This window comes from Capnocytophaga sp. CM59 (assembly GCF_000293175.1).
GTDB lineage: Bacteria > Bacteroidota > Bacteroidia > Flavobacteriales > Flavobacteriaceae > Capnocytophaga > Capnocytophaga granulosa.
The window spans coordinates 39,942-60,182 of sequence record NZ_ALNN01000016.1 but is presented as its reverse complement, the minus strand read 5'-3'; the positions used below and the strand labels follow the sequence as shown (position 1 = coordinate 60,182).

Annotated in this window: 18 protein-coding genes; 6 read left to right on the top strand and 12 right to left on the bottom strand. The window is 38.8% G+C overall.

The features are described from left to right. Positions 1 to 171: 171 nt before the first annotated feature. Positions 172 to 1,191, bottom strand: coding sequence for an FRG domain-containing protein (locus tag HMPREF1154_RS05535; RefSeq protein WP_009641536.1), 1,020 nt, complete (start codon positions 1,189 to 1,191; stop codon positions 172 to 174). Between the two features lie 193 nt (positions 1,192 to 1,384). Next, positions 1,385 to 2,170 carry an AAA family ATPase gene (locus HMPREF1154_RS05530; protein WP_009641599.1) on the bottom strand — a complete coding sequence of 262 codons (786 nt, stop codon included), beginning with the start codon at positions 2,168 to 2,170 and terminating at the stop codon, positions 1,385 to 1,387. Positions 2,171 to 2,425: 255 nt separating this feature from the next. On the opposite strand from HMPREF1154_RS05530, the gene HMPREF1154_RS05525 reads away from it, so the two are divergent. Both HMPREF1154_RS05525 and HMPREF1154_RS05520 read left to right on the top strand, forming a co-directional pair. Next, positions 2,426 to 3,223, top strand: coding sequence for a type IV toxin-antitoxin system AbiEi family antitoxin domain-containing protein (locus tag HMPREF1154_RS05525; RefSeq protein ID WP_009641563.1), 798 nt, complete (start codon positions 2,426 to 2,428; stop codon positions 3,221 to 3,223). Beyond that, on the top strand, positions 3,220 to 4,011 hold the full coding sequence (locus tag HMPREF1154_RS05520) for a nucleotidyl transferase AbiEii/AbiGii toxin family protein (protein WP_009641557.1): 792 nt from the start codon (positions 3,220 to 3,222) through the stop codon (positions 4,009 to 4,011). The genes HMPREF1154_RS05525 and HMPREF1154_RS05520 overlap by 4 nt, the downstream gene beginning before the upstream one ends. 109 nt (positions 4,012 to 4,120) lie before the next feature. On the opposite strand, the gene HMPREF1154_RS05515 is transcribed toward HMPREF1154_RS05520, so the two are convergent. Beyond that, positions 4,121 to 4,717 (bottom strand): DUF4254 domain-containing protein, encoded by a 597-nt coding sequence (locus HMPREF1154_RS05515; RefSeq protein WP_009641550.1) that lies wholly within the window; start codon positions 4,715 to 4,717, stop codon positions 4,121 to 4,123. A gap of 64 nt (positions 4,718 to 4,781) precedes the next feature. On the opposite strand from HMPREF1154_RS05515, the gene upp reads away from it, so the two are divergent. Beyond that, on the top strand, positions 4,782 to 5,438 hold the full coding sequence (gene upp, locus HMPREF1154_RS05510) for a uracil phosphoribosyltransferase (protein ID WP_009641546.1): 657 nt from the start codon (positions 4,782 to 4,784) through the stop codon (positions 5,436 to 5,438). A gap of 2 nt (positions 5,439 to 5,440) precedes the next feature. After that, positions 5,441 to 7,294 carry a hypothetical protein gene (locus HMPREF1154_RS05505; protein WP_009641605.1) on the top strand — a complete coding sequence of 618 codons (1,854 nt, stop codon included), beginning with the start codon at positions 5,441 to 5,443 and terminating at the stop codon, positions 7,292 to 7,294. A gap of 59 nt (positions 7,295 to 7,353) precedes the next feature. Here the strand turns inward: HMPREF1154_RS05505 and HMPREF1154_RS05500 are convergent, their stop codons facing one another. The 9 genes from HMPREF1154_RS05500 to ileS all read right to left on the bottom strand — a co-directional run bounded on the left by HMPREF1154_RS05500 (position 7,354) and on the right by ileS (position 16,616). Beyond that, a complete protein-coding gene (locus HMPREF1154_RS05500) occupies positions 7,354 to 8,055 on the bottom strand; it encodes a hypothetical protein (RefSeq protein ID WP_009641593.1) in 702 nt (233 codons plus the stop codon). Between the two features lie 201 nt (positions 8,056 to 8,256). Further along, positions 8,257 to 8,631: a TraR/DksA family transcriptional regulator gene (locus HMPREF1154_RS05495; protein WP_009641581.1), complete on the bottom strand. Its 375-nt coding sequence runs from the start codon at positions 8,629 to 8,631 to the stop codon at positions 8,257 to 8,259. A 195-nt stretch (positions 8,632 to 8,826) separates the two neighbouring features. Continuing rightward, entirely contained in the window at positions 8,827 to 9,633 is an 807-nt protein-coding gene (locus tag HMPREF1154_RS05490) for a YwqG family protein (RefSeq protein WP_009641611.1), read from the bottom strand. A 9-nt stretch (positions 9,634 to 9,642) separates the two neighbouring features. After that, positions 9,643 to 10,425: a hypothetical protein gene (locus HMPREF1154_RS05485; RefSeq protein WP_009641617.1), complete on the bottom strand. Its 783-nt coding sequence runs from the start codon at positions 10,423 to 10,425 to the stop codon at positions 9,643 to 9,645. A 93-nt stretch (positions 10,426 to 10,518) separates the two neighbouring features. Next, a complete protein-coding gene (locus HMPREF1154_RS05480) occupies positions 10,519 to 11,379 on the bottom strand; it encodes a YwqG family protein (protein WP_009641614.1) in 861 nt (286 codons plus the stop codon). 3 nt (positions 11,380 to 11,382) lie between these two features. Then, entirely contained in the window at positions 11,383 to 11,958 is a 576-nt protein-coding gene (locus tag HMPREF1154_RS05475; RefSeq protein WP_009641612.1) for a Uma2 family endonuclease, read from the bottom strand. Between the two features lie 74 nt (positions 11,959 to 12,032). Beyond that, positions 12,033 to 12,566, bottom strand: a complete 534-nt coding sequence (locus tag HMPREF1154_RS13700) for a hypothetical protein (RefSeq protein ID WP_050999703.1) — start codon at positions 12,564 to 12,566, stop codon at positions 12,033 to 12,035. Then, positions 12,505 to 13,014 carry a hypothetical protein gene (locus tag HMPREF1154_RS13695; protein WP_232211977.1) on the bottom strand — a complete coding sequence of 170 codons (510 nt, stop codon included), beginning with the start codon at positions 13,012 to 13,014 and terminating at the stop codon, positions 12,505 to 12,507. The genes HMPREF1154_RS13700 and HMPREF1154_RS13695 overlap by 62 nt, the downstream gene beginning before the upstream one ends. A gap of 185 nt (positions 13,015 to 13,199) precedes the next feature. Next, entirely contained in the window at positions 13,200 to 16,616 is a 3,417-nt protein-coding gene (ileS, locus tag HMPREF1154_RS05465; RefSeq protein ID WP_009641576.1) for an isoleucine--tRNA ligase, read from the bottom strand. 249 nt (positions 16,617 to 16,865) lie between these two features. On the opposite strand from ileS, the gene HMPREF1154_RS05460 reads away from it, so the two are divergent. Together HMPREF1154_RS05460 and HMPREF1154_RS05455 are read left to right on the top strand one after the other, a co-directional pair. Further along, a complete protein-coding gene (locus tag HMPREF1154_RS05460; RefSeq protein WP_009641564.1) occupies positions 16,866 to 18,791 on the top strand; it encodes a hypothetical protein in 1,926 nt (641 codons plus the stop codon). Positions 18,792 to 18,856: 65 nt separating this feature from the next. Continuing rightward, a complete protein-coding gene (locus HMPREF1154_RS05455) occupies positions 18,857 to 20,197 on the top strand; it encodes a hypothetical protein (RefSeq protein ID WP_009641551.1) in 1,341 nt (446 codons plus the stop codon). The last annotated feature ends 44 nt before the right edge of the window (positions 20,198 to 20,241 follow it).

The following is a 20,241-nucleotide window of genomic DNA, read 5'->3' as shown; positions in this document are numbered from 1 at the left end:
TGATTGTATCTGTTTAAAATATTTTTATCCAATTTTATAGTCAAACATATTCAGAATACAAATAAATAGGAAAATAACTACTTTTAATTTTTCCTTTTTCAAGAATGAATTGTCATTCACACCTACTCATATCAATTTTCGTAAACCTTTTCTGATTAACTATAAAAATCACTAATTAATATTAAAAAAACCTTTTCTACTTTCTACAATTTCTTTAATTCCTTTTATATCAGGATATTGAGTATATTCATTGATATACAAAAAATTTAATTGTTCATAGATTTTATGTCTTACATTTGCTCTGATTATTATTTTACAAGCATTTTCCATAAAATATTTTTCTCTTCTTAAATCTATATCTTTATCTATCCCATGAATAGTAAAAACACCTCTTTGATGTTCCATCCTACTATTTGTAAAATTAGAAACAAAAGCAAAAGGTTTCTGAATATCATATTCATTTATATCACACCTAAATTTTTCATAAATATATTCTTGTATGAAATAAAAATCTTCCTGTTTATATGTTGATAACAAAGCTCTTCCTAATAGATAACTATCATGCATTTTAGGATGAAAATTATAATTTCTACAATTTTCTTTCAGAATTTCCCCATTAAAGTTCCATGGATTTAATACATATACAATGGCATCCTTTCTATAATTTGTAATTTTTATTTCTTCTCTTATCTCAGCTCTACTTCCAAACCTATGGCTTATTTCTATTTTTCTTATTATTCCTTTTCCTATATCAGATTTATCTCTCGAAGACTCAACTGCAAAATACAGAGCTGATAAGGGAGACAATGACCAATCCAATAAACGTGTAGGTACTTCATAATGTTGCATATCTGTCAATAAACTCACTCTATCATCATCTAAATCATAATTAAAGGAGTGTAAAGGTCCATAATGATAAAAATCTAGAACAAGTTGTTTTTCATTATAAGTCGTATCTCTCAATACTTTAGGTTGTAAAGTCCAATCCTTATTTGCTTGTCCTCTAAAGAAGAAATGTTTATTTTTGAGAGGTGCTTTCTGCTCCTTTGTCTCTTTTTCTTCCGCTTTTTTTCGATTTATTTCTGACTCATATATTTCATTTACATATGATATGTATTGCCCTATAGGATTTTTACAATCATCTATAACAAATTCTTTACCTGCTGCTATTGTTATTGGAGAATTATTCATGATTAATATTTTTTTAGTGCTTAAATTTAGGCTATAATATGTATTTTAAACCAGCCACAAAAATACAAATTTATCTTTATTTTTACACACTTTCATATGTTAAATTTTATATACGTTGATAAATTCTTTAACGCGCTAAGATACAACCATTTGAGCTGCTACCCTATTGCGGGTCGGTCTTCTTTTGGCTGCCCTATTCCTCCTCTCTAAAATACGCCTCAGGGTTATTAAGAAAAGTTTTTGTAACGATATAGTGCTCTACTTGTTCCAAGGGGGTAGCATTCATACCTGTCTCTGTGATTTCGTAAATCAAGGCTCCTGGCATGGCCATGAGTATAGGCGAGTGGGTAGCAATAATAAACTGTGAGTCTTCCCGCTTGAGGTGCTCCCTAATAAGGTAAATCAGCGATAGCTGGTGTATAGGGGAAAGGGCGCTCTCTGGCTCGTCAAAGATATAAAGTCCCTGCTTCTTCGTCCGCTCAGTGATGATATGCAAAAAGGCCTCTCCATGGGAAAAGGACGAGAGTTTCTGTCCGTAATTCCACATCATGTTCTTGTACTCTCTGGTATTGTTATTGACCGCCTCCAGCATACGAGAATGGGGCAATTCCTTAAAGTATTCATAAGCCCATGACTTAGCATAATCATCAACTTTGGCTACATAATCGCCAAAGTCCTCCGCCCGAAAGAAAAAGCCTTTGACCTTTCCCTGATTGTATAACTCTAATTGCAAGCATTCCGAAAGGCTTTCTATAGGCTCAAAGGACTCTTGCATATAGTCCAAATAGCTGTCTATACGGGGCAAACCCAATTTGTAGGCAATACTCTCTATCAGTGTGGATTTCCCTACGCCATTATCTCCTACGATAAAGGTTACTGCCTGCCCCATATCTATATGCTTGGCATAGCGTACGGCATAGGTGTTATAGGGAAAACTCTTGGTTCTCTCCGTTTCTATGTGTAGTGAGCGTATATACATAATATCGTTTTTTATCTGGGACAAAATTACAACCCCTATTGGTCAAACTGTGACCAGCTAATATTTATTTTTTGTTAAAGTTTTCTTCCTTAAAATAGCAAACAAATAGTATTTCAGTCATATAAAATATTTTCTCACAAAAATTTGTATATTTCATTGAGAACAAGTACCTTTGTGACCAATTAAACAAAAGTTCATTTCTGCAAAAAGTAACAATATAGGTTACCTTTTGCAGAAGCAGACTATCAGTAAGACATGGCAGAAAAAGGATTTTCTTATATTGATTTTATCAATCAGGTACTTTCTGTAGGAAGAATTTCATTTACCTTAGACGAAGTAATAGAAAAAAGTGGCTATGATAGAAAAATAGCACAAGTCTCTCTATCTCGCTTAATAAGTAAAGGAAAAATTCTTCTTATCAGAAGGGGATTTTATGTGATTATCACCCCTGAATTTTCTATACAAAGAAACATCCCTTACATCATGTATATTGATGATCTTATGAAGTATTTACAACGAAATTATTATGTATCTCTGTTATCTGCGGCAGCTCTCCATGGTGCTGCTCATCAACAGCCTATGCAATTTTTCGTTACCACTACTATGCCTTTTATCAGGGATATAAAGAAAGAAAAAATCCATATCTCTTTTACTATAAAAAATGGCTGGGATACCTCCTGTATTACACAACTTAAAACACGTACAGGATATGTAAATGTATCTACAGCTGAGGCCACTATACTTGACCTTGTAGAGAACTTACAGGATTTTGGATTAGGCAGAGTTATTGGTATCATTGACGAACTATCCGAAGTGGTCAATAAAAATACCTTAAAGAAAATAGCTGACTTCTATCCTACTTCAGTGGTTCAGAGAGTAGGTTATATTCTTGATGATTTGCTTGGCAGAGAGGATATAGCCAAGTGTTTGTTTGCTGTCCTTTCAAAACGAAATATATATCCACAATACCTTTCTCTATCCACTCAAAAAAATGGCTCTTTAACTGATAAGTGGAAAATTATTCCAAATGAAAAAATAGAAATAGATATATGATACCACAACGATATATCCTAGAATGGAAATCTATTGCCCCTTGGACTAATGAGGCTCAGGTTGAGCAAGATTTAGTCATTAGTCGTGCTCTTGTAGAAATGTTTTCCTCTCCATTGCTTAGTAAAACATTAGCCTTTCGTGGGGGGACTGCTTTACATAAGTTATATATACAACCACAGGCTCGCTATTCGGAAGATATTGATTTAGTACAAATAGAATCAGCTCCCATACATCCTATACTCAAAGAAATACGAGATCGCCTTTCTTTCTTAGGAATTAAGCGAACAGTCAAGCAACATATACACAATAACACTATCATCTACCGTTTTGAATCTGAGTTTCCTCCAGTGATTAATATGAGACTAAAAATAGAAATAAACACTCGTGAACATTTCAACATTTTAGGCCTCAAGCCAATCCCTTTTAAGGTTTCTAATACTTGGTATTCTGGGGAATGCAATCTCATTAGCTATGAATTAGAGGAATTGTTAGGAACAAAATTAAGGGCTTTATACCAACGTAGAAAGGGACGAGATTTATTTGATCTTTATTGGGCAATATTACATAATGATATAGACCCCTATAAAGTGCTTGAATGTTATCATAAATATATGTCTTTTGTCGTAGAACAACCTCCTACCTACAAACAATTCCTCGCTAATATGGAAGAAAAAATGAAAGACCATGAATTTCTTTCAGATATGGTTGCCATCATACGTCCTAATATAGACTATAATGCAACTCAGGCTTGGGAAAAGATTAAAACTACCCTTATAGAAAAGATTTAATTCTATATATTTCCCTTTTCTTTAAAATAGTTCATTTCTGCAAAAAGTAACAATATAGGTTACTTTTTGCAGAAATGAACTATTATTTTTTAGCGTATTTTCAATTACCTCATTTCCTTAAAATCGGATTCAGCTCCTCATCGTTATACATCTTCATTTGCTTGTATACCTTCATATATTTTCGCCCTGCGGCGATGTCGTCCAAAAGTTGATCAAGGGCTAGGGAGAGGTCTTCCCGCTGCTGGAGGAGTACTTGGAGCTTCTCTCGGCACTTAGCTATATGTTCAGCGGAGGCATCAGTGCGTTTGGTTTCCTGCTGCATATGGTAGATCTTTAAGGCTAAGATAGAGAGCCTATCCACTGCCCATGCAGGACTCTCGGTATTAATGGTTGCCCCTGCCTGTGGGGTTACGTCTTTATATTGGTGAAGGAAATAGCTGTCTATATACTCCACGGTATCGGTACGGTCTTGGTTGGAAGCATCTATTTTTCGCTTAAGCAGCAGTGCTTCCTTGGGGTCAATGTCAGGATCGCGAATGATATCCTCGTAGTGCCACTGTACCGTATCTATCCAATTTTTACGATACAATAGGTGCTCAATAGTCTTGCTATCGTACGGATTTTCAAAGGGTTGGTTCACATCATCGGCTATATGATAGCGCAGGATACTCTCCCAAAAAATGTCATAGGCTAATTTACTAAACATATTCCTTGTTTTATTTGCAAAAATATCGTTATTTTGCGTAATAAAAAAATTTATTTTTGAACAAATGATTATTCACCCTTTTGACCAAACGCCCTCCTTGTTCTCTGAGTTTGTAGCCCAGCTCAGAAGTGTTGATATCCAACAGGATAGAATGCGCTTTAGGAGAAACTTGGAACGTATAGGAGAACTCCTAAGCTACGAGATGAGCAAGACCCTCCCCTACCAAGTACAGCGGATCACCACCCCCTTGGGGGAAAAGGACATTCCTCTGATACAGGATAAAATTGTGGTATGCTCTATCCTACGTGCGGGATTGGCACTGCACCAAGGGATATTGAATTACTTTGACAAGGCCGACAATGCCTTTATCTCTGCCTACCGCAAGCATACCTCCCCTTCGGAGTTTGAGATTTTAGTAGAGTACTTAGCCTCTCCCTCCTTGCAGGACAATATCCTTATCTTGGCCGACCCTATGCTGGCTACAGGACGTTCGTTTGTCAATGTATATAACTCCCTCCAACCGCTGGGCACTCCTAAGGAAATACACCTTTTTGCCGTCATCGGCTCCAAACAAGGATTGGAGTACGTCAGCCAACATTTCCCCGAAAATGCCCACTTATGGATAGCTACCATTGACGACCATCTCAACGAAAACAGCTATATCGTCCCAGGCCTAGGTGATGCCGGTGATCTAGCTTTTGGTGAAAAAATGCAAGGATAATTTTGAAAAAACTATTCTTTTTTATAGTCTTTATAGCCTTTTTAGGGTGTCAGCTAGCGCTGGCACAGGATACGCTACGTACCAAAGTGTTCCTAAATGACTCTATAAAAGCAAAAGAGGATTCGCTATATCGGAGAATAGAACGCAAAACTCAGAAAAGTAAGATCGGCCGCCGCCTTTATGACCTTATTTTTACCTCAGGAGAATCGGTGCCTGCCACTCCTCCCCCTCCCAAACCTAAAGCACTTTCCAGTTGGATAACTTTTCAGGGAAAAATCATTCGCCGTATCGAGATTACCACCTATGACCCCTTGGGCTTTGATGAGCGGGATAGTACCCAACAACCCAACAAATGGGAGCGCTTGGGCAATCGCTTCCACAACAAGACCAAAGAGAAGGTAGTCAGACGCCTCTTGCTCTTTGACCCTTATACGCCTTTGGATTCTATCAAAATGAAAGAAACAGCCCGTGTGCTGCGTAGTCAATATCATATTCGAAGGGTGTATATACAGCCTGTGGCTACCCATAGTGCGGATTCAGTGGATATTAGGGTCAATGTCTTGGATAGCTGGAGCCTCTATGCCGATGCTATGGGCTCTCTTAACGAAGGCACAGTGCGGGTTTTCGAGCGCAATTTCTTAGGTTTGGGGCACCAACTATCGGGTAGGTATAGCCAAGAAATCCGAGGAAGTACCCGCCCTAGCTTTGGCTTTGACTATGAGATTCCTAACCTATATGCCACTACGCTCAACGCGTCCGTTGGCTACTCTATGGATTTTGACAAATATTACTACAAATATGGATCGCTCTCTCGCCCTTACTACTCTCTCTATACCCGTTGGGCGGGGGGTGCCAGTGTCTATCAACGGACTTTTGACGATACCATCCTCAAGAATGACTCTCTTTATCGTCCCGATTTCAAGGTCTCAGGTAGCAATCTCTGGGGAAGTATTTCTTTCCCAATACTCAAGCGCTATACTCCTGTCAATCGGGTAACCAATATGGTCTTTTCCTTGCGCTATTATCGAATAAACTACCTAAAAAAGCCTGATGAGTTCCTAGACCCCGAACATTTCTATTCGGATAAGAATACTTTTTTGGCTTCTTTGGGGGTAAATTACATAGGGTATGAGCAAGATAGATATATTTTCAGGCATCAGGATATAGAAGATATTCCCATAGGCAAAAGTGTTGCCCTTATTGGCGGAGTCCAAGACAATCTCGGCTATAGAACACCATATCTGGGCGGACGTTTGCGTTATGGAGACTATTTCTCCTTTGGTTATTTAGCCGCTGATGTACAATTGGGAGGCTTTCTCACCCAAGAGCGCAACAAACAAACAACCTTACGCTGGGAGTTTACCTATTTTTCCCCTTTATTCAACATTGGGCAATGGCATTTTAGACAATTTGTCAAATGGCGCTCCGTAGTGGGACTCTCCCGCAAGGACTATGTAAAGGATCGAATCTCCCTCAATGGCTCCACGGGGATTATAGGCTTCAATAGCCCTACACTTACAGGCATACACAAGTCTATACTAACCTTACAGACACAATCCTACTCGCCTTTCGCTCTGTGGGGATTCCGTGTGAGTCCTTTTCTTATGGGAGATATAGGGTTTATAGGTAATGACAACCGCAATTTGCTAAAGGATCAGGTACTGACCAAAGTTGGCATTGGCTTCTATATCACCAATGACTATATCCCTTTGGGCAATTTCCAGTTTTCTTTCATCTATATGCCACGTGTGCCTGGAGTAGGCAACCATATACAGAAATTCACCAGTATCAACAATACCGATTTCAGGCTCCCCTACTTCAATTACAATATGCCTGAGCTGATCCGCTACGAATAAAACAATAGCCCAATATCGCAAAGGACATCAGGCTATTATCACCATAAAATATGACTTAACTAATTCTCATACAACGGGTTAGGAATCTCTTCCCGACCTTGTTCCATTCTACTTTGTTTGTTTGTTTTGGCTCTTGCCACTATTTTACTAATGACATATTCTTCTTCTTTCTTTTGTCCTCTGAAAATGAGCTTCCCAGCCTTAGCTATATCACCTATATACTTTTTAATCAGCTGGTACATCTCCTTATTGGCCTGTGTATGGTGTTTGCGCTCATTCATTAGCGTATTTTGCTGTATGTTAAGCGCATCGAGCTGCTTGGTTTGCTCTACTACCTTCTCCAAGAAGCCTTCGGGCATATCAGCAATACGCTCCATATTATCGCTGTAATAAGGAATGGCATCGCGTACAGCCTTAACCACTCCTGCTATATTTTTTCCATTGATTTTGGTTACAATCACCTTGAGCAAGGAGGTATCCAGACCAGAACGCTCCGTATAATCCTTTAGGAAAGTAATGCTTCGGCGGAGTTCGTCGGCCTGTTTGTATAGTTTTGCCGTAGTTTCTTTCTGTTTTACAACGATGGCATTGGTAGAATCATTGTTTTTCAGCTTGCTTATTGCCTTTTTGAAACTCTCTAGGTATTCGGCATTCATTGTTTTGTAAATTTGAGAAAAAGAAGCCAAATCTCTTTCAAAGCTTACCGCAATAAAATCGGCTATTACTGCATAATCCTCATGTTTGATAGTGGGTGCTTTCATAAACAAATCTATTTATTAGTCTTATATGGTTCTTTCTAAGGGGGCTTTAGTTTTTATCCACAAAATATGGTGCAAAAATATATGTTTTTTTCTTATTTTACAAATTTATTTTAATTTTTTTCTTGGCTCATTGTATAAAAAAATATAAGGTAACTGAAGCAAGCATCAATTACCTTATTTCTTGTACAATCATGGAAAAAATTATTGCATATTTTTAGCCTCTATGCTTAGGGTCGCATGAGGTACAGCCTTGAGGCGTTCCTTATCTATGAGCTTTCCTGTTACACGGCATACACCATAAGTCTTGTTTTCTATACGGATAAGTGCATTTTTTAAATCACGAATGAACTTTTCCAAGCGTGTAGCCTGTGCCATATTGGATTCCTTACTCATCATTTCAGAGCCTTCTTCAAAAGCCTTGAAAGTAGGTGAAGTATCATCTACACTATTGTCAGCTCCATTGAGATAAGCATTGCGTAAGAACTCCAAATCCGCTTGGGCTTTCTCCAATTTCTCCTCTATAATCGCCTTGAACTCTTGCAAATCCTTATCGGAATAACGAACTTTTACATCCATAATATACTGGTTTTTACTTACAAATTTGTTCCTTAAAAAAAGGCATTTATACCCCTTTTTTTAAGTTCCGCAAAGATACGAAATTTTTTGGATATTTGCATACATAACACAGAGAAAACTTTCTATTTATGGTATTTTACCCAAAATTAGCCCATCTTTACTTACATCATAGGATTGACCTGCCTTAATCACTAATTAGCAGTCCCAGTTATATAGCACCTCTTCAAAATTCTTTTCTTTCAAATCCTTCTTATGAATAAAGAAGTTAGCTACCCCCATGGTTCCCCACATGATATAATCGCCATCGGAGTTCATCTGAAGGAGCAGCTCGGTAAATGGTGAGTCCTCCTCTCTGGGATCTTGTTGGGTAAAATAAGGATACCCTCCTATACGATGCTCTGTACCATCGGGGACAATGTCCCACAACAGTCGTCGAGTCTCTTCGGTCAGATCCCATATTGTTTCTATATCATCGGAAAAGGCTTCATTCCATAAGTCGGTAAAAAGGCGATCAAAATTCACATCCCATGGGGTAATTCCCTCTTCTCTGCGAATGAAAGTAAGCGCCAATTCCTTATAAGGGGTCATAGGGGTATATTCCTCGGTGAGCACGTACTGGAGCTTTACCTCGTCCAAGGAAAGACCCTCGGTAAGCTCTGGAAAATAGAGCACTCGCTTGCCTGCATTACTACAAGGGTCCTGCAAATCCAACCCATAGAGGTCATCACCGTCTATAATCCAGAACTGCAATAGTCCTTTCTTAGGATATATATTGTTCTCAGGCAACTGCTCACAGTTGATTTGTGCTACCATAAAAAAAGGATTCCCCTCGCTATCTCTGGGGATATGTCCGTTTTTAGGTACATAGGGATAACCGCCAAACTTACTATCGGTAAGGGAGAGGTTTTCTTCTTCACGCGTTTCTATAGTAATGACTTCTTTCTTAGTAGCCTCGTTTAGCTTCGCTGCTAAAGTTTTGATCTGTTCTTGAGTGGGTTCCATATACTTTATTTAACTAAAACTAAACCAGTTATATACTTCTTTCTCATCAGGGGAGATAAATAGCGAAATTGTATCGGCACTGTACTGTAAATAGTTATATCCTATTACATAGCCTAAATAGTCCTTATCATCTAAGGAAATACCATATTCTTCACAGAGATAGGATTCTGTATCCAAACGATATTCCAAATATTCGTCTAAATCCTCATAGGTTTCTTCATCTTCATCGTAAGGGGTAAGCTCATATATCTCTCGTTCGTGTCCGCTATACCCTTGTGTGTAGTGATTACCAGCGACAAACTTGCCTGTTTCTTGGTATTTATCACGAGTTACCCAATAGCTTAGTAGTGTATCCATATAAGTGGCATAATCCCCACTGATAGCTTCCCATTTCTCTAAACTCTCCTTATAGGGTGAGGGGTCATAGCTGTGTTTCACCTCACTATTGAGGTAAAGGTCTTTGTGGGCTGCATAATCTTCCTTTGCATTTTGATACCACTGAGGCAGTTCAGAAAAATTAGGCAACCAATCCATCTCTCCATCAAAACGGTATTTGTCCCCTGCTTTCTCAAAACGTACAAAGAACCAATTACAATCTGTACGCTCTGACTCATACTCTGCCAATCCACAAGCATACATGGAGATAAAATGCGCCTTGCTTTTTTGTTGCTGTTCATTCTCTATTTCTACCGTCAGTAGTGGAAAGAAAACATACTTAAACCACTCTTTAGGAGCTTCAAAAACTTCCTCTATACTTGGAAAGAGTTTTTCTACTTTTGTTACTTTTATCATACTATGTCTTATTCAAATTTTGTAAGTTATTTACTCCCTATCATCACCCTCTGTCTTTAGAAACCTTACTCATACTGACAACTATTCTCTACATCAACCACAATCCCAATTATATAACACATCGTCAAACTTACAATGGGCTAAATCTTCTCTATTGATAAAGAAGTTCGCTACTCCTGCATCCCCAAACATCACCGAATATTGTTCATTCCACTCGGATTCTATTTGCAATAATAATGTATCGTGAAAGTTATCATCTTCTCTTGGATCATATTGGGCAAAATCAGGATAACCTCCTATTTTATGTCCCGCTCCATTAGACAGATATTTGTAAAACACTTTTAGAACTTCCTCTGGTAACCCCCATAATCCTGGAAATTCTTCCGAAAAAGCAGCTTCCCATATCTTCTGCATCTCATCGTCGAAATGTACATCTGCATAAGAGATACCTTCTACTGACTTTTCAAAGCCCAATGCTAAGCTTTGGTTAGGATTAAAAGGAAGCTCAAGGGCATTTTCCCGGGTGAAAATATTATTTGTTTCTCTCTTTGAGGTACTTATCTTTGTATAAAGCTCCTTAATATATGCTATAGGAAGGCTTTCCTGTATCTCTGGAAAATAGCATATCCTCTTGGTATCATTCTGACAACGATTCTCAAAATCAGCACCATAATACTCATCGCTGGCTATCCAAAATTGCAACAATCCTTTCTTAGGATATAGACTATTTTCAGGCAGTTGCTCACAATTGATTTGTGCCAACATAAAGAGTGGCTCGCCCTGAGAGGTAGTAGGTAATGTGCCCCCCTTGGGTATATAGGGAAGCCCTCCCAACTTACTATCTGTAAGAGCCAGATTTTCACCCACTGAAAGGGTAATGTGTATTACCTCTCGTGCCGTCTCTACATTAAGCGAATCCGCCAATTGTTTGATTTGTTCTTCTGTAAATGTCATGGCCTAAAAAATAGTTGTCAAATCAATTTGTAACTGAGGAAATTTCTCAGGGGCTACTATATCACCCGCAAAGAGCGGAAGCTGGGGTACATATCTGCCCTCTCTAAGTAGATATATATCCAATTCTTTTTCTTCAGGACGTATCACCCAATATTCAGACACTTGAGCCTCTTGGTAAATCTCCATTTTCTTACGGAGTTCCTTCTCGGCATTGCTGGGCGAGATGATCTCCACTACCCAATCAGGAGCTCCATTACAACGCTTGCCGTCCTTGAGCTTCTCAGGATCACAGACGACACACAAGTCGGGTTGTAGTACTGTGTTCTCCTTTCCGTCAGAAGAGGTCAAAACCACATCAAAAGGGGCTACAAAAAGCTCACATACCTTTCCTTCAAGGTAGTTATCTATCTGAGTAGAGAGCTTTCTTGAGATCCGCTGATGCGCTACTGAAGCCCCTGACATCCTAAAAATCCGTCCCCGAAGCAGCTCTACTCGTTCCTCAAACTTCCACAACAGATAGTCTGCATAAGTGTAGAGACCATTGATAAGGTCTAACTGATTTATATTGGTAATTTCCATACATTTAATATTTAGTAGGGAATTGATATTCTTTCAATAGTTTTTCTACTTTGGGTTACTTTTATCATGTTATTTCATTTGAAATACTCTATTTTTCGCTCTACATAGAGAATAGGTATACCCTGTTCATAGTTAATGAGCTTGATCCAGTTTCCTTGTTTGTCATTTGTATAATGAAAAGTACTAAGTTTGTTAGAAGAAAAGGTCAAATGCTCAATTAAGCGACCATCTGAAGAGAATTTATTCAAAAAACCATTTTTCTCATTGCCATTTATCACAATATACTCCTCACTTAGTTTCTTATTCTTATCATAAATGTATTTAGAATCCCATATCGCATTTCCCACTCCTTGGAATAGGGAACATATCAGCTGATTTTCAGAATTGTACTGATAGAGTGCACGAGCACTTAGTTTCTCATTTCGGTAAGTATCTTTGCTGACAAGCTTTTTGTCCTTATAGGTATAGACTTCCTTAGCACTTGGAAATTTATCTACATCTATATAGTTACATTCTATAAGCTGTCTATCAGCATTATAGCTATATTTACAAGTTACCCCTCCTTCCCCTTCTATCTGTATTGAGAAGCTCTTCTGTTTTCTCTCCATCAGTGTTGTATCTGTAGGAATCTCTTACAACTAATTGGTCTCGTACAAAAGTTGATTTGTCAATAAGCTGATTTTTCGTATCGTAAGTATATACTATCTTCTGGTGCAGTGTTGTGTCGAACAAACGTTTCTCTACTAAAAAACCATTGGAATTATAGGTAATTACCGAAGGTACAATATCTATCAAAAAGGCAGCAAAAAAGGCAACAGCCCCCATTCTCTGTATCAGGTGCATCTGCTCTATTTTCTCAGACGAATAAAACCCCATAGAGAAAGGATCTCCCTTGGTTATTTTTCCATCTTTCTCTATAGTAAAATAGAATGATGTTTCTACCGATTTTACCCTACCTTTCAGCCCCATCTTTGCCCAATCAGTAGTTGCTGACTGTGCATAACTACACATATAAGGTACTAATAACAATATGAATATGTGAAAAAACTTCTTCATCCCTCAAATTGTTTTTATCTTGTTCCTTAAAAAGTTACCTTAACTCGTTCAATTTACTTTCTTATAGATCATTTTCGTGAGGTCACGAAAATGATCACCAATACTGATAATCAACATCTTGTTTCTAAGACTAATTGACCAATATCATTTTCGTGAGGTCACGAAAATGATAACTATAATCCAAATCAAGCCTTTTCCACCACTATCTTAGTCACAATATCATCAAAGGCGACTTCTTCTCCTTGGAGGGTGTCGGCAAAGAGGATTTCGTTGGCTAAGGTCTCGGCTTTGATATAGGCTTCATTGGCACGAACAGCCTTCTCAAGCGTGTCTTGCTGTTGCAAAAGAATACGAATCCTATCGGTTACCTCAAGACCTGTATCTTTGCGAAGGTTCTGGATACGGTTGACCAATTCGCGGGCAATACCTTCTGCGCGCAACTCATCGGTAATAGTAGCGTCCAAGGCTACTACTAAGCCCGTAGAGGAGCTAGCCACAAGCCAACCTTCTATATCCTGAGAGGTGATTTCTACATCGTCCAAGGTAAGAGTAAGTTTTTCTCCATCAAGAGTGATTTCTTTAGTACCTTGGCGTTCAAAGGCTTGTATATCTTGTTGGGTAAAGCCGTTAATCACTGCGGCTATATCCTTCATCTGCTTACCGTACTTAGGCCCTAATGTGCGGAAGTTAGGTTTGATTTGTTTTACCAAAATACCTGAAGCATCATCGATAAACTCTATTTCCTTTACATTCACCTCGTGCTTGATGAGGTTGGCCACCGCCAATATCTCTGCCTTTTCGGCTTCACTAAGGGTAGGAATGAGTATTTTCTGTAGGGGTTGGCGTACCTTGATCATCTCTTTCTTACGCAGAGAAAGCACCAAAGAGGAGATATTTTGCGCCTTCTCCATCTTGCTTTCTAAGGCCTTATCTATATATTGTGTCTTGCTCTCTGGGTAATCAGTCAGGTGTACTGATTCGGCCTTGTCCTTGCCTGTTACCCCATTAAGATCTCGGTAGAGTCTGTCCATAAAGAAAGGTGCCACTGGAGCGGAGAGCTTAGCCACTACTTCCAAACAGGTATAGAGGGTTTGGTAAGCGGATATTTTATCTTCCTCGTATTCTCCTTTCCAAAAACGACGACGGCAAAGACGTACATACCAGTTACTTAGGTTCTCTTGTACAAAGTCAGAGATAAGTCGAGTAGCACGAGTAGGCTCGTAATCTAGGAAAGCTTCTTTAACCTTGGCAATAAGGGTATTGAGCTCGGAGAGAATCCAGCGGTCTATCTCTGGTCGTTTTTCCAAAGGCACTTCCGCCTCAGCATAGGTAAAGCCGTCTAAGTTGGCATAGAGAGCAAAGAAAGAATAGGTATTGTAAAGCGTACCGAAGAACTTGCGGCGTACTTCCTCTATCCCATCTACGTCAAACTTGAGGTTGTCCCAAGGGTTGGCGTTGGAGATCATATACCAGCGAGTAGCATCGGCTCCATACTTGGCCAAGGTCTCAAACGGATCTACCGCATTGCCCAAGCGCTTGGACATCTTTTGTCCATTTTTGTCCAATACCAAACCATTGGACATCACATTTTTATAAGAGATGGTATCAAATACCGCTGTAGCAATCGCATGTAGGGTATAGAACCAACCGCGAGTTTGGTCAACCCCTTCGGCAATAAAGTCAGCAGGGAAAGCCTTGCCCTTGTCTATAAGGTCTTTGTTTTCAAAAGGATAATGTACCTGTGCATAAGGCATAGACCCTGAGTCAAACCATACGTCTATTAGGTCACTTTCACGCTTCATGGGCTTGCCTGAGTCGGAAACCAATATGATCTCATCTACTATGTTCTTATGCAGGTCTATCTGGTCGTAATTGGCCTCGGACATATCCCCTACTTTGAAATCCTTAAACGGATTTTCTTTCATCACACCGGCCGCTACCGCCTTGTTGATTTCTGCAACCAACTCTTCCACCGAGCCGATAACTTTTTCTTCCTTGGCATCCTCGGTACGCCAAATAGGCAGCGGAATTCCCCAATAGCGAGAACGGGAAAGGTTCCAGTCATTGATATTCTCCAACCAATTGGCAAAACGCCCTTCTCCTGTAGCCTTAGGTTTCCAGTTAATCTCTTGATTGAGTGCCACCAAGCGATCTCTTACTGCGGTCATCTTAACGAACCATGAGTCCAACGGATAGTAAAGCACAGGGGTATCTGTACGCCAGCAGTGAGGATAGCTATGGACATATTTTTCTACCTTAAAGGCCTTGTTTTCTGTCTTGAGCAATATAGCCAGCTCCACATCCCATGATTTTTCGGGTGCCTCGCCACTCTTGTAATATTCATTCTTGATATATTTTCCCGCAAAAAGGGCTGGCACCTTGTCTCCTTTGAGAAAACGCCCTTGCAAATCCACCAAAGGTACTAAATTGTCATTCTCATCTTTGACCAACATGGGCGGAATGCCATTTTCTTTCCCTACACGGGCGTCATCTGCCCCGAAGGTAGGCGCTATATGCACGATCCCTGTACCGTCCTCTGTAGTTACAAAGTCACCTGGAATCACTCTAAAGGCTTTTTCTGGGTTTTCTTCAGGGAGAAACCAAGGAATAAGTTGCTCATAGGTAGTACCCACAAGGTCTGCTCCCTTACACTCGGCCAGAACCTCATAAGGCACCTTCTTGCGATTTTCATCATTGGCATAAGCGGTAAAATCTGCCTCCTCTGAAGTTTTGAAAAACTTTGCTCCAAACTGCTTTTCTACCAATTCCTTAGCCAACACTACTTGTATCGGTTCAAAAGTATATTGGTTAAAGGTACGCACCAAGACATAGTCAATATTTTTACCCACTGCCAAGGCGGTATTGGATGGCAAAGTCCAAGGGGTAGTCGTCCAAGCCAATATATACACAGTACCCTCAGCAGAACCAAGTTCCACCTTTGCTTTAGGAGAGAAATCTTTTACCTTGAACTGAGCGGTAATGGTCGTATCACTTACATCGCGATAGCAACCAGGTTGGTTCAGCTCATGGGAGGAAAGCCCTGTCCCTGCCTTAGGCGAATAGGGCTGTATGGTATAGCCCTTATAGAGCAAACCTTTGTTATACAATTGCTTAAGAAGCCACCATACCGTTTCCATATATTTGGGCTTATAGGTGATGTAAGGATCGTCCAAATCCACCCAATAGCCTATCTTTTCGGTAAGGTCGTTCCATATATTGGTATAGCGCATCACCGCTTCCTTACAGGCTTTATTATAATCGGCTACAGAGATTTTTTTACCAATGTCATCCTTGGTAATGCCTAATTCCTTTTCTACCCCCAACTCCACTGGCAAGCCATGGGTATCCCAACCTGCTTTGCGGAATACCTGTGCCCCCAATTGGGTATGGAAACGACAGAAAATGTCCTTTAGCGAACGTGCCATTACGTGATGAATACCAGGCAATCCATTAGCAGAAGGCGGCCCTTCATAGAAGATAAAAGGCTCCTTCCCATTGCGGAAATCTATACTTTTCTGAAATATAGCGTTATCTTTCCAGAATTGCAATATCTCTTCGGCTATTCGGGTCAGTTCTAAGGCTTTGTACTCTGTAAATTTCATTTTTTTAATTTTTAAAGTTAAGAATATTATAGAAAAAGTTTTGAATGCTGAGTTTCAAATTTTGAGTTTAGTTATTATTCATTTTTCATTTTTCACTTTTCACTAATAAAAGAGCAAAGATATAACATTTAATTACAAAAATCAAATATTTTCCCATATTTTTTTATTTGTATATTTTTTTCATATGGGTATCACAATTTGATAACCTCTTAGAACTACCTTTGCCCCATCGAAAAAAAACAGATAGCCATGAGAAATCAACCCACCATGCGCGCACTGCTGCAAAGAGAGATTGCCCAACAGGAGCGTTATATCAAGGAAAAACTAATCTCCTTGCTTGTTCCCTTCAAGAAGTCCCTACATTTTAGGGTCAGCAAGGCCTATACCACTTTCTCAGTAAAACTCAAAAAGCCACTCTCTACCAAAGAGTTATTGAGAATAGAACAAGCCTTTCCCCTTGGCTATATGGTGCGCTCCGATAGTTTTCTGGGAGAGATGACACAACACCAGTTTATAGAAATCCGTATGCCCAACCAGAGTAGCCATTTCTTTCACCTACGGGAATTACTATCTTATTTCTGCTTTAGAAAGACTAAAGGAATACTCCCTATTGTCTTAGGCTTAGATGATCGTGATTTGTATGCTATAGACTTAGCAACCTCCAAGCATATCGCCATAGAGAGTGATCTGCCTTCCTATCGCTACAAACTCCAACAGCTGTTCCTGCACTCGCTACTGACCTCCAACAACCACAAGCGGGTACAGATCGCTTGGATAGAGGAGCCTCTTGAGCACCCTGAGCTACGCTCCCGTATTGCTCCCTTTATGCTTACTGAGGCCAACCAAGCTGAGGAAGTACTCCCCTTAATAGTAGCTGAAAATGAAAAACGCAAGGCAGAAAATACCTTTGAGACCCGCTGGATCATCTTCGTTAGCGATGCCTATGCTTCCTATCACCAGCACAAGGACTTATTCAATGCCTTAGAAGACTCTCAGGCGCAGGGTATCCACCTGATAGGCACCTCCGAGTGTTTGGACAAGGATACCATGACAGTAAAGGACATTATGGAGTATAACAGCCTTTTCTCCCCTTCCCTATGGATAGATACCGAAGGACGTTTGCACCATGAGCGCAGCATTATACAGCTGCCTTTCTTTACCGAAGAGACAGTAATTCCTTTTGAATTTTACCAATTGTTAGACAAACGTATCAACGAAATCTTAGGGAGAACAGAGATAGATCTACTCGGCAAGTCTATGGATTTCCAGCAGGTACAAAGAACCCTCTCTTCTGAAATAAACAGATACCACTTGTGCAGCAGTGATGGTCGTATAACGCTATCCCTAAGTGCTATTCGCTCCACACTTGATCACATGCATCAAAAACTTTTTTATGATATGATAGAACGCTTGAGTAAAAATATCTACTATTCTGTAGGAGAAACCCCTGAAAAGTTAACCCATCTAAAGGAACTACGCATAGAGCCTGAAAGTGGGCAAGTACTTATCAATGATAAGGTAGCCTATACCTCTACTTCCGAGGGAGGTTTAGTTCCCCTCATCGTCCAGTCCATTTATGACCTTACCTTACATGCTGTCCCACAAACTGTTACAGCCTTAGACCAACTGGATGAGGCGACCTATCCACAGCTACACCTTGTCACAGAAGCTCTGCAAAGAGGTGAAGCCTACAAAGAGATTGCCCCACGGACAACCCCCATCGCCCTCCTCTCAGAGATAGAGGACATCCTCTCAAAAGCAAAGTTTCAATTGGCGAGCAAAAAGGAAGTGGGAGAAGACACAAGCCCAATACATAAGAATAAGCATATATTAGAAGGTATTGATGAGCTTCCCAATAAAGATTTTGCCTTCAAATTACTCGAATTCATGAGAGATTATGGCCTATTAGAGAATAATCTTATAACCCTTACCGATGTTCAAGCTTGTAAGAACTTAGGGCACACCTTCCCTATCTTACTAGAAGCAGATGGGGAGAATAGTAGCAAAGATAATAGTGGAAGAGACCGATATTATCCCAATGATCTTTTTACATACAATGGTAAAGAATATTATGTTACTAATGATTGGTATGAGAGAACAATAGAAAAATCCAGCAATAGAGATAACCGAACTAGATTCTTAGAATGGATTAAATCTTTGCTCAACAAACAATAAAATTTATTTGTATATATAAAAATATTTTCGTAATTTCGCAATCTGAAATTTTAAAATTATAGTTTATGAATATTTTAGAAAAAGAACAAGAGTTCAAAGAATGGCTAGAACAAGGTCATTATGAAAAAGGAACCATTGGAAGCCGTATTGCTAATTGTAAAACAGTCAATAATAAGTATGACCTCTACCAATATTTTAAAGAGGGAAATACTCAAGAAATATATAGGTTATTCACCTATTCTACCGATGATATGGATAGCGGCTTGAAGCCTCTGCATGCAATTCCTATCAATGGTAACCCTCGTACAGGTACAAGTACCTACAAGTCTGCTATAAAATTATATTTCACTTTCTTAGATGAATATGCTGAAGAACATGGAGAAAAAGTCCAAAAGAAATTTGGGAATATATTCATGGAGGAAGAATTCAAGAAGTTCTTACCAGCAAACGGTGTCTCTGTTGATAGTATAAGTAGTTACTTGAACTATATCAAAAATGCTGATCGCCTGCTTGAGTATAAGGTGTTCCCTATTGTAGAGAAGCTTTTTCAAACACAAGATACTGAAGGCTTAGAAATATTAAAAGAAAAAGGTATAAATTATTTAGACAATATAGATAAGGGTTCGAAAATCATTAGAAATTACAAATCAGGATTTAATAAATATCTTGATTTTATAGAAAGTGTTATTGTTAATGTTTTAGAAGTAACTCCAGATTCTAATATTGAAGACACTGTTGATGAACTTATTGATGAAACTATCGATGATGTTACTACTGAAGTAAAAGATAAATATTCTCATGAGGATATCCGTGAAAATTTCTTTTTTAGATTAATTAGTCAGAATCGTTTCAATAAAAGTAGTGATTTTTTCTTCCCTATTCGATTTATTCAACAATATTTTTACAAAACAGATGACAAGAAATACTTTGATAATATCATTAATCAACAAATTGACCATATCCGCTTCTTTTATGCTAAGGATCAATGGGATGAGATAAAACATCTCAAAGAACTAAGTATAGCTGATGATGGTAGCCTACTAATTAATGGCAAAGCTCTTTTCTCTGAAGATTTTCAAAATAATAGAACCTTTGTTCCTTTTAAGATATCTAAGCTTTCAGAGATAGCTATCGACCACAAAGAATCTATGGATAGTATCCTTAATAATCTAAAAGGTGAAAATTATTCTGAATTAGTAAAAATAACAAACTCTTTAAAGAAAGGACTCCACAAAAAAACTTATAAAAAACTTGCAGCAAGAGGTACAAAACTATCTAATGATGTGGAATTTAGAAATAGTATTGACAAAACAGAACTTAAAAGAGAATTTGAGTATATTATAGGTAAAATGGAATTGCAACTAATGCAAAATACCCATAATAACTACAAACGTAATAAAGTTTAATTCAATCTTTTTTCATTTGTAAATTTATACGCCTCTATGGTATC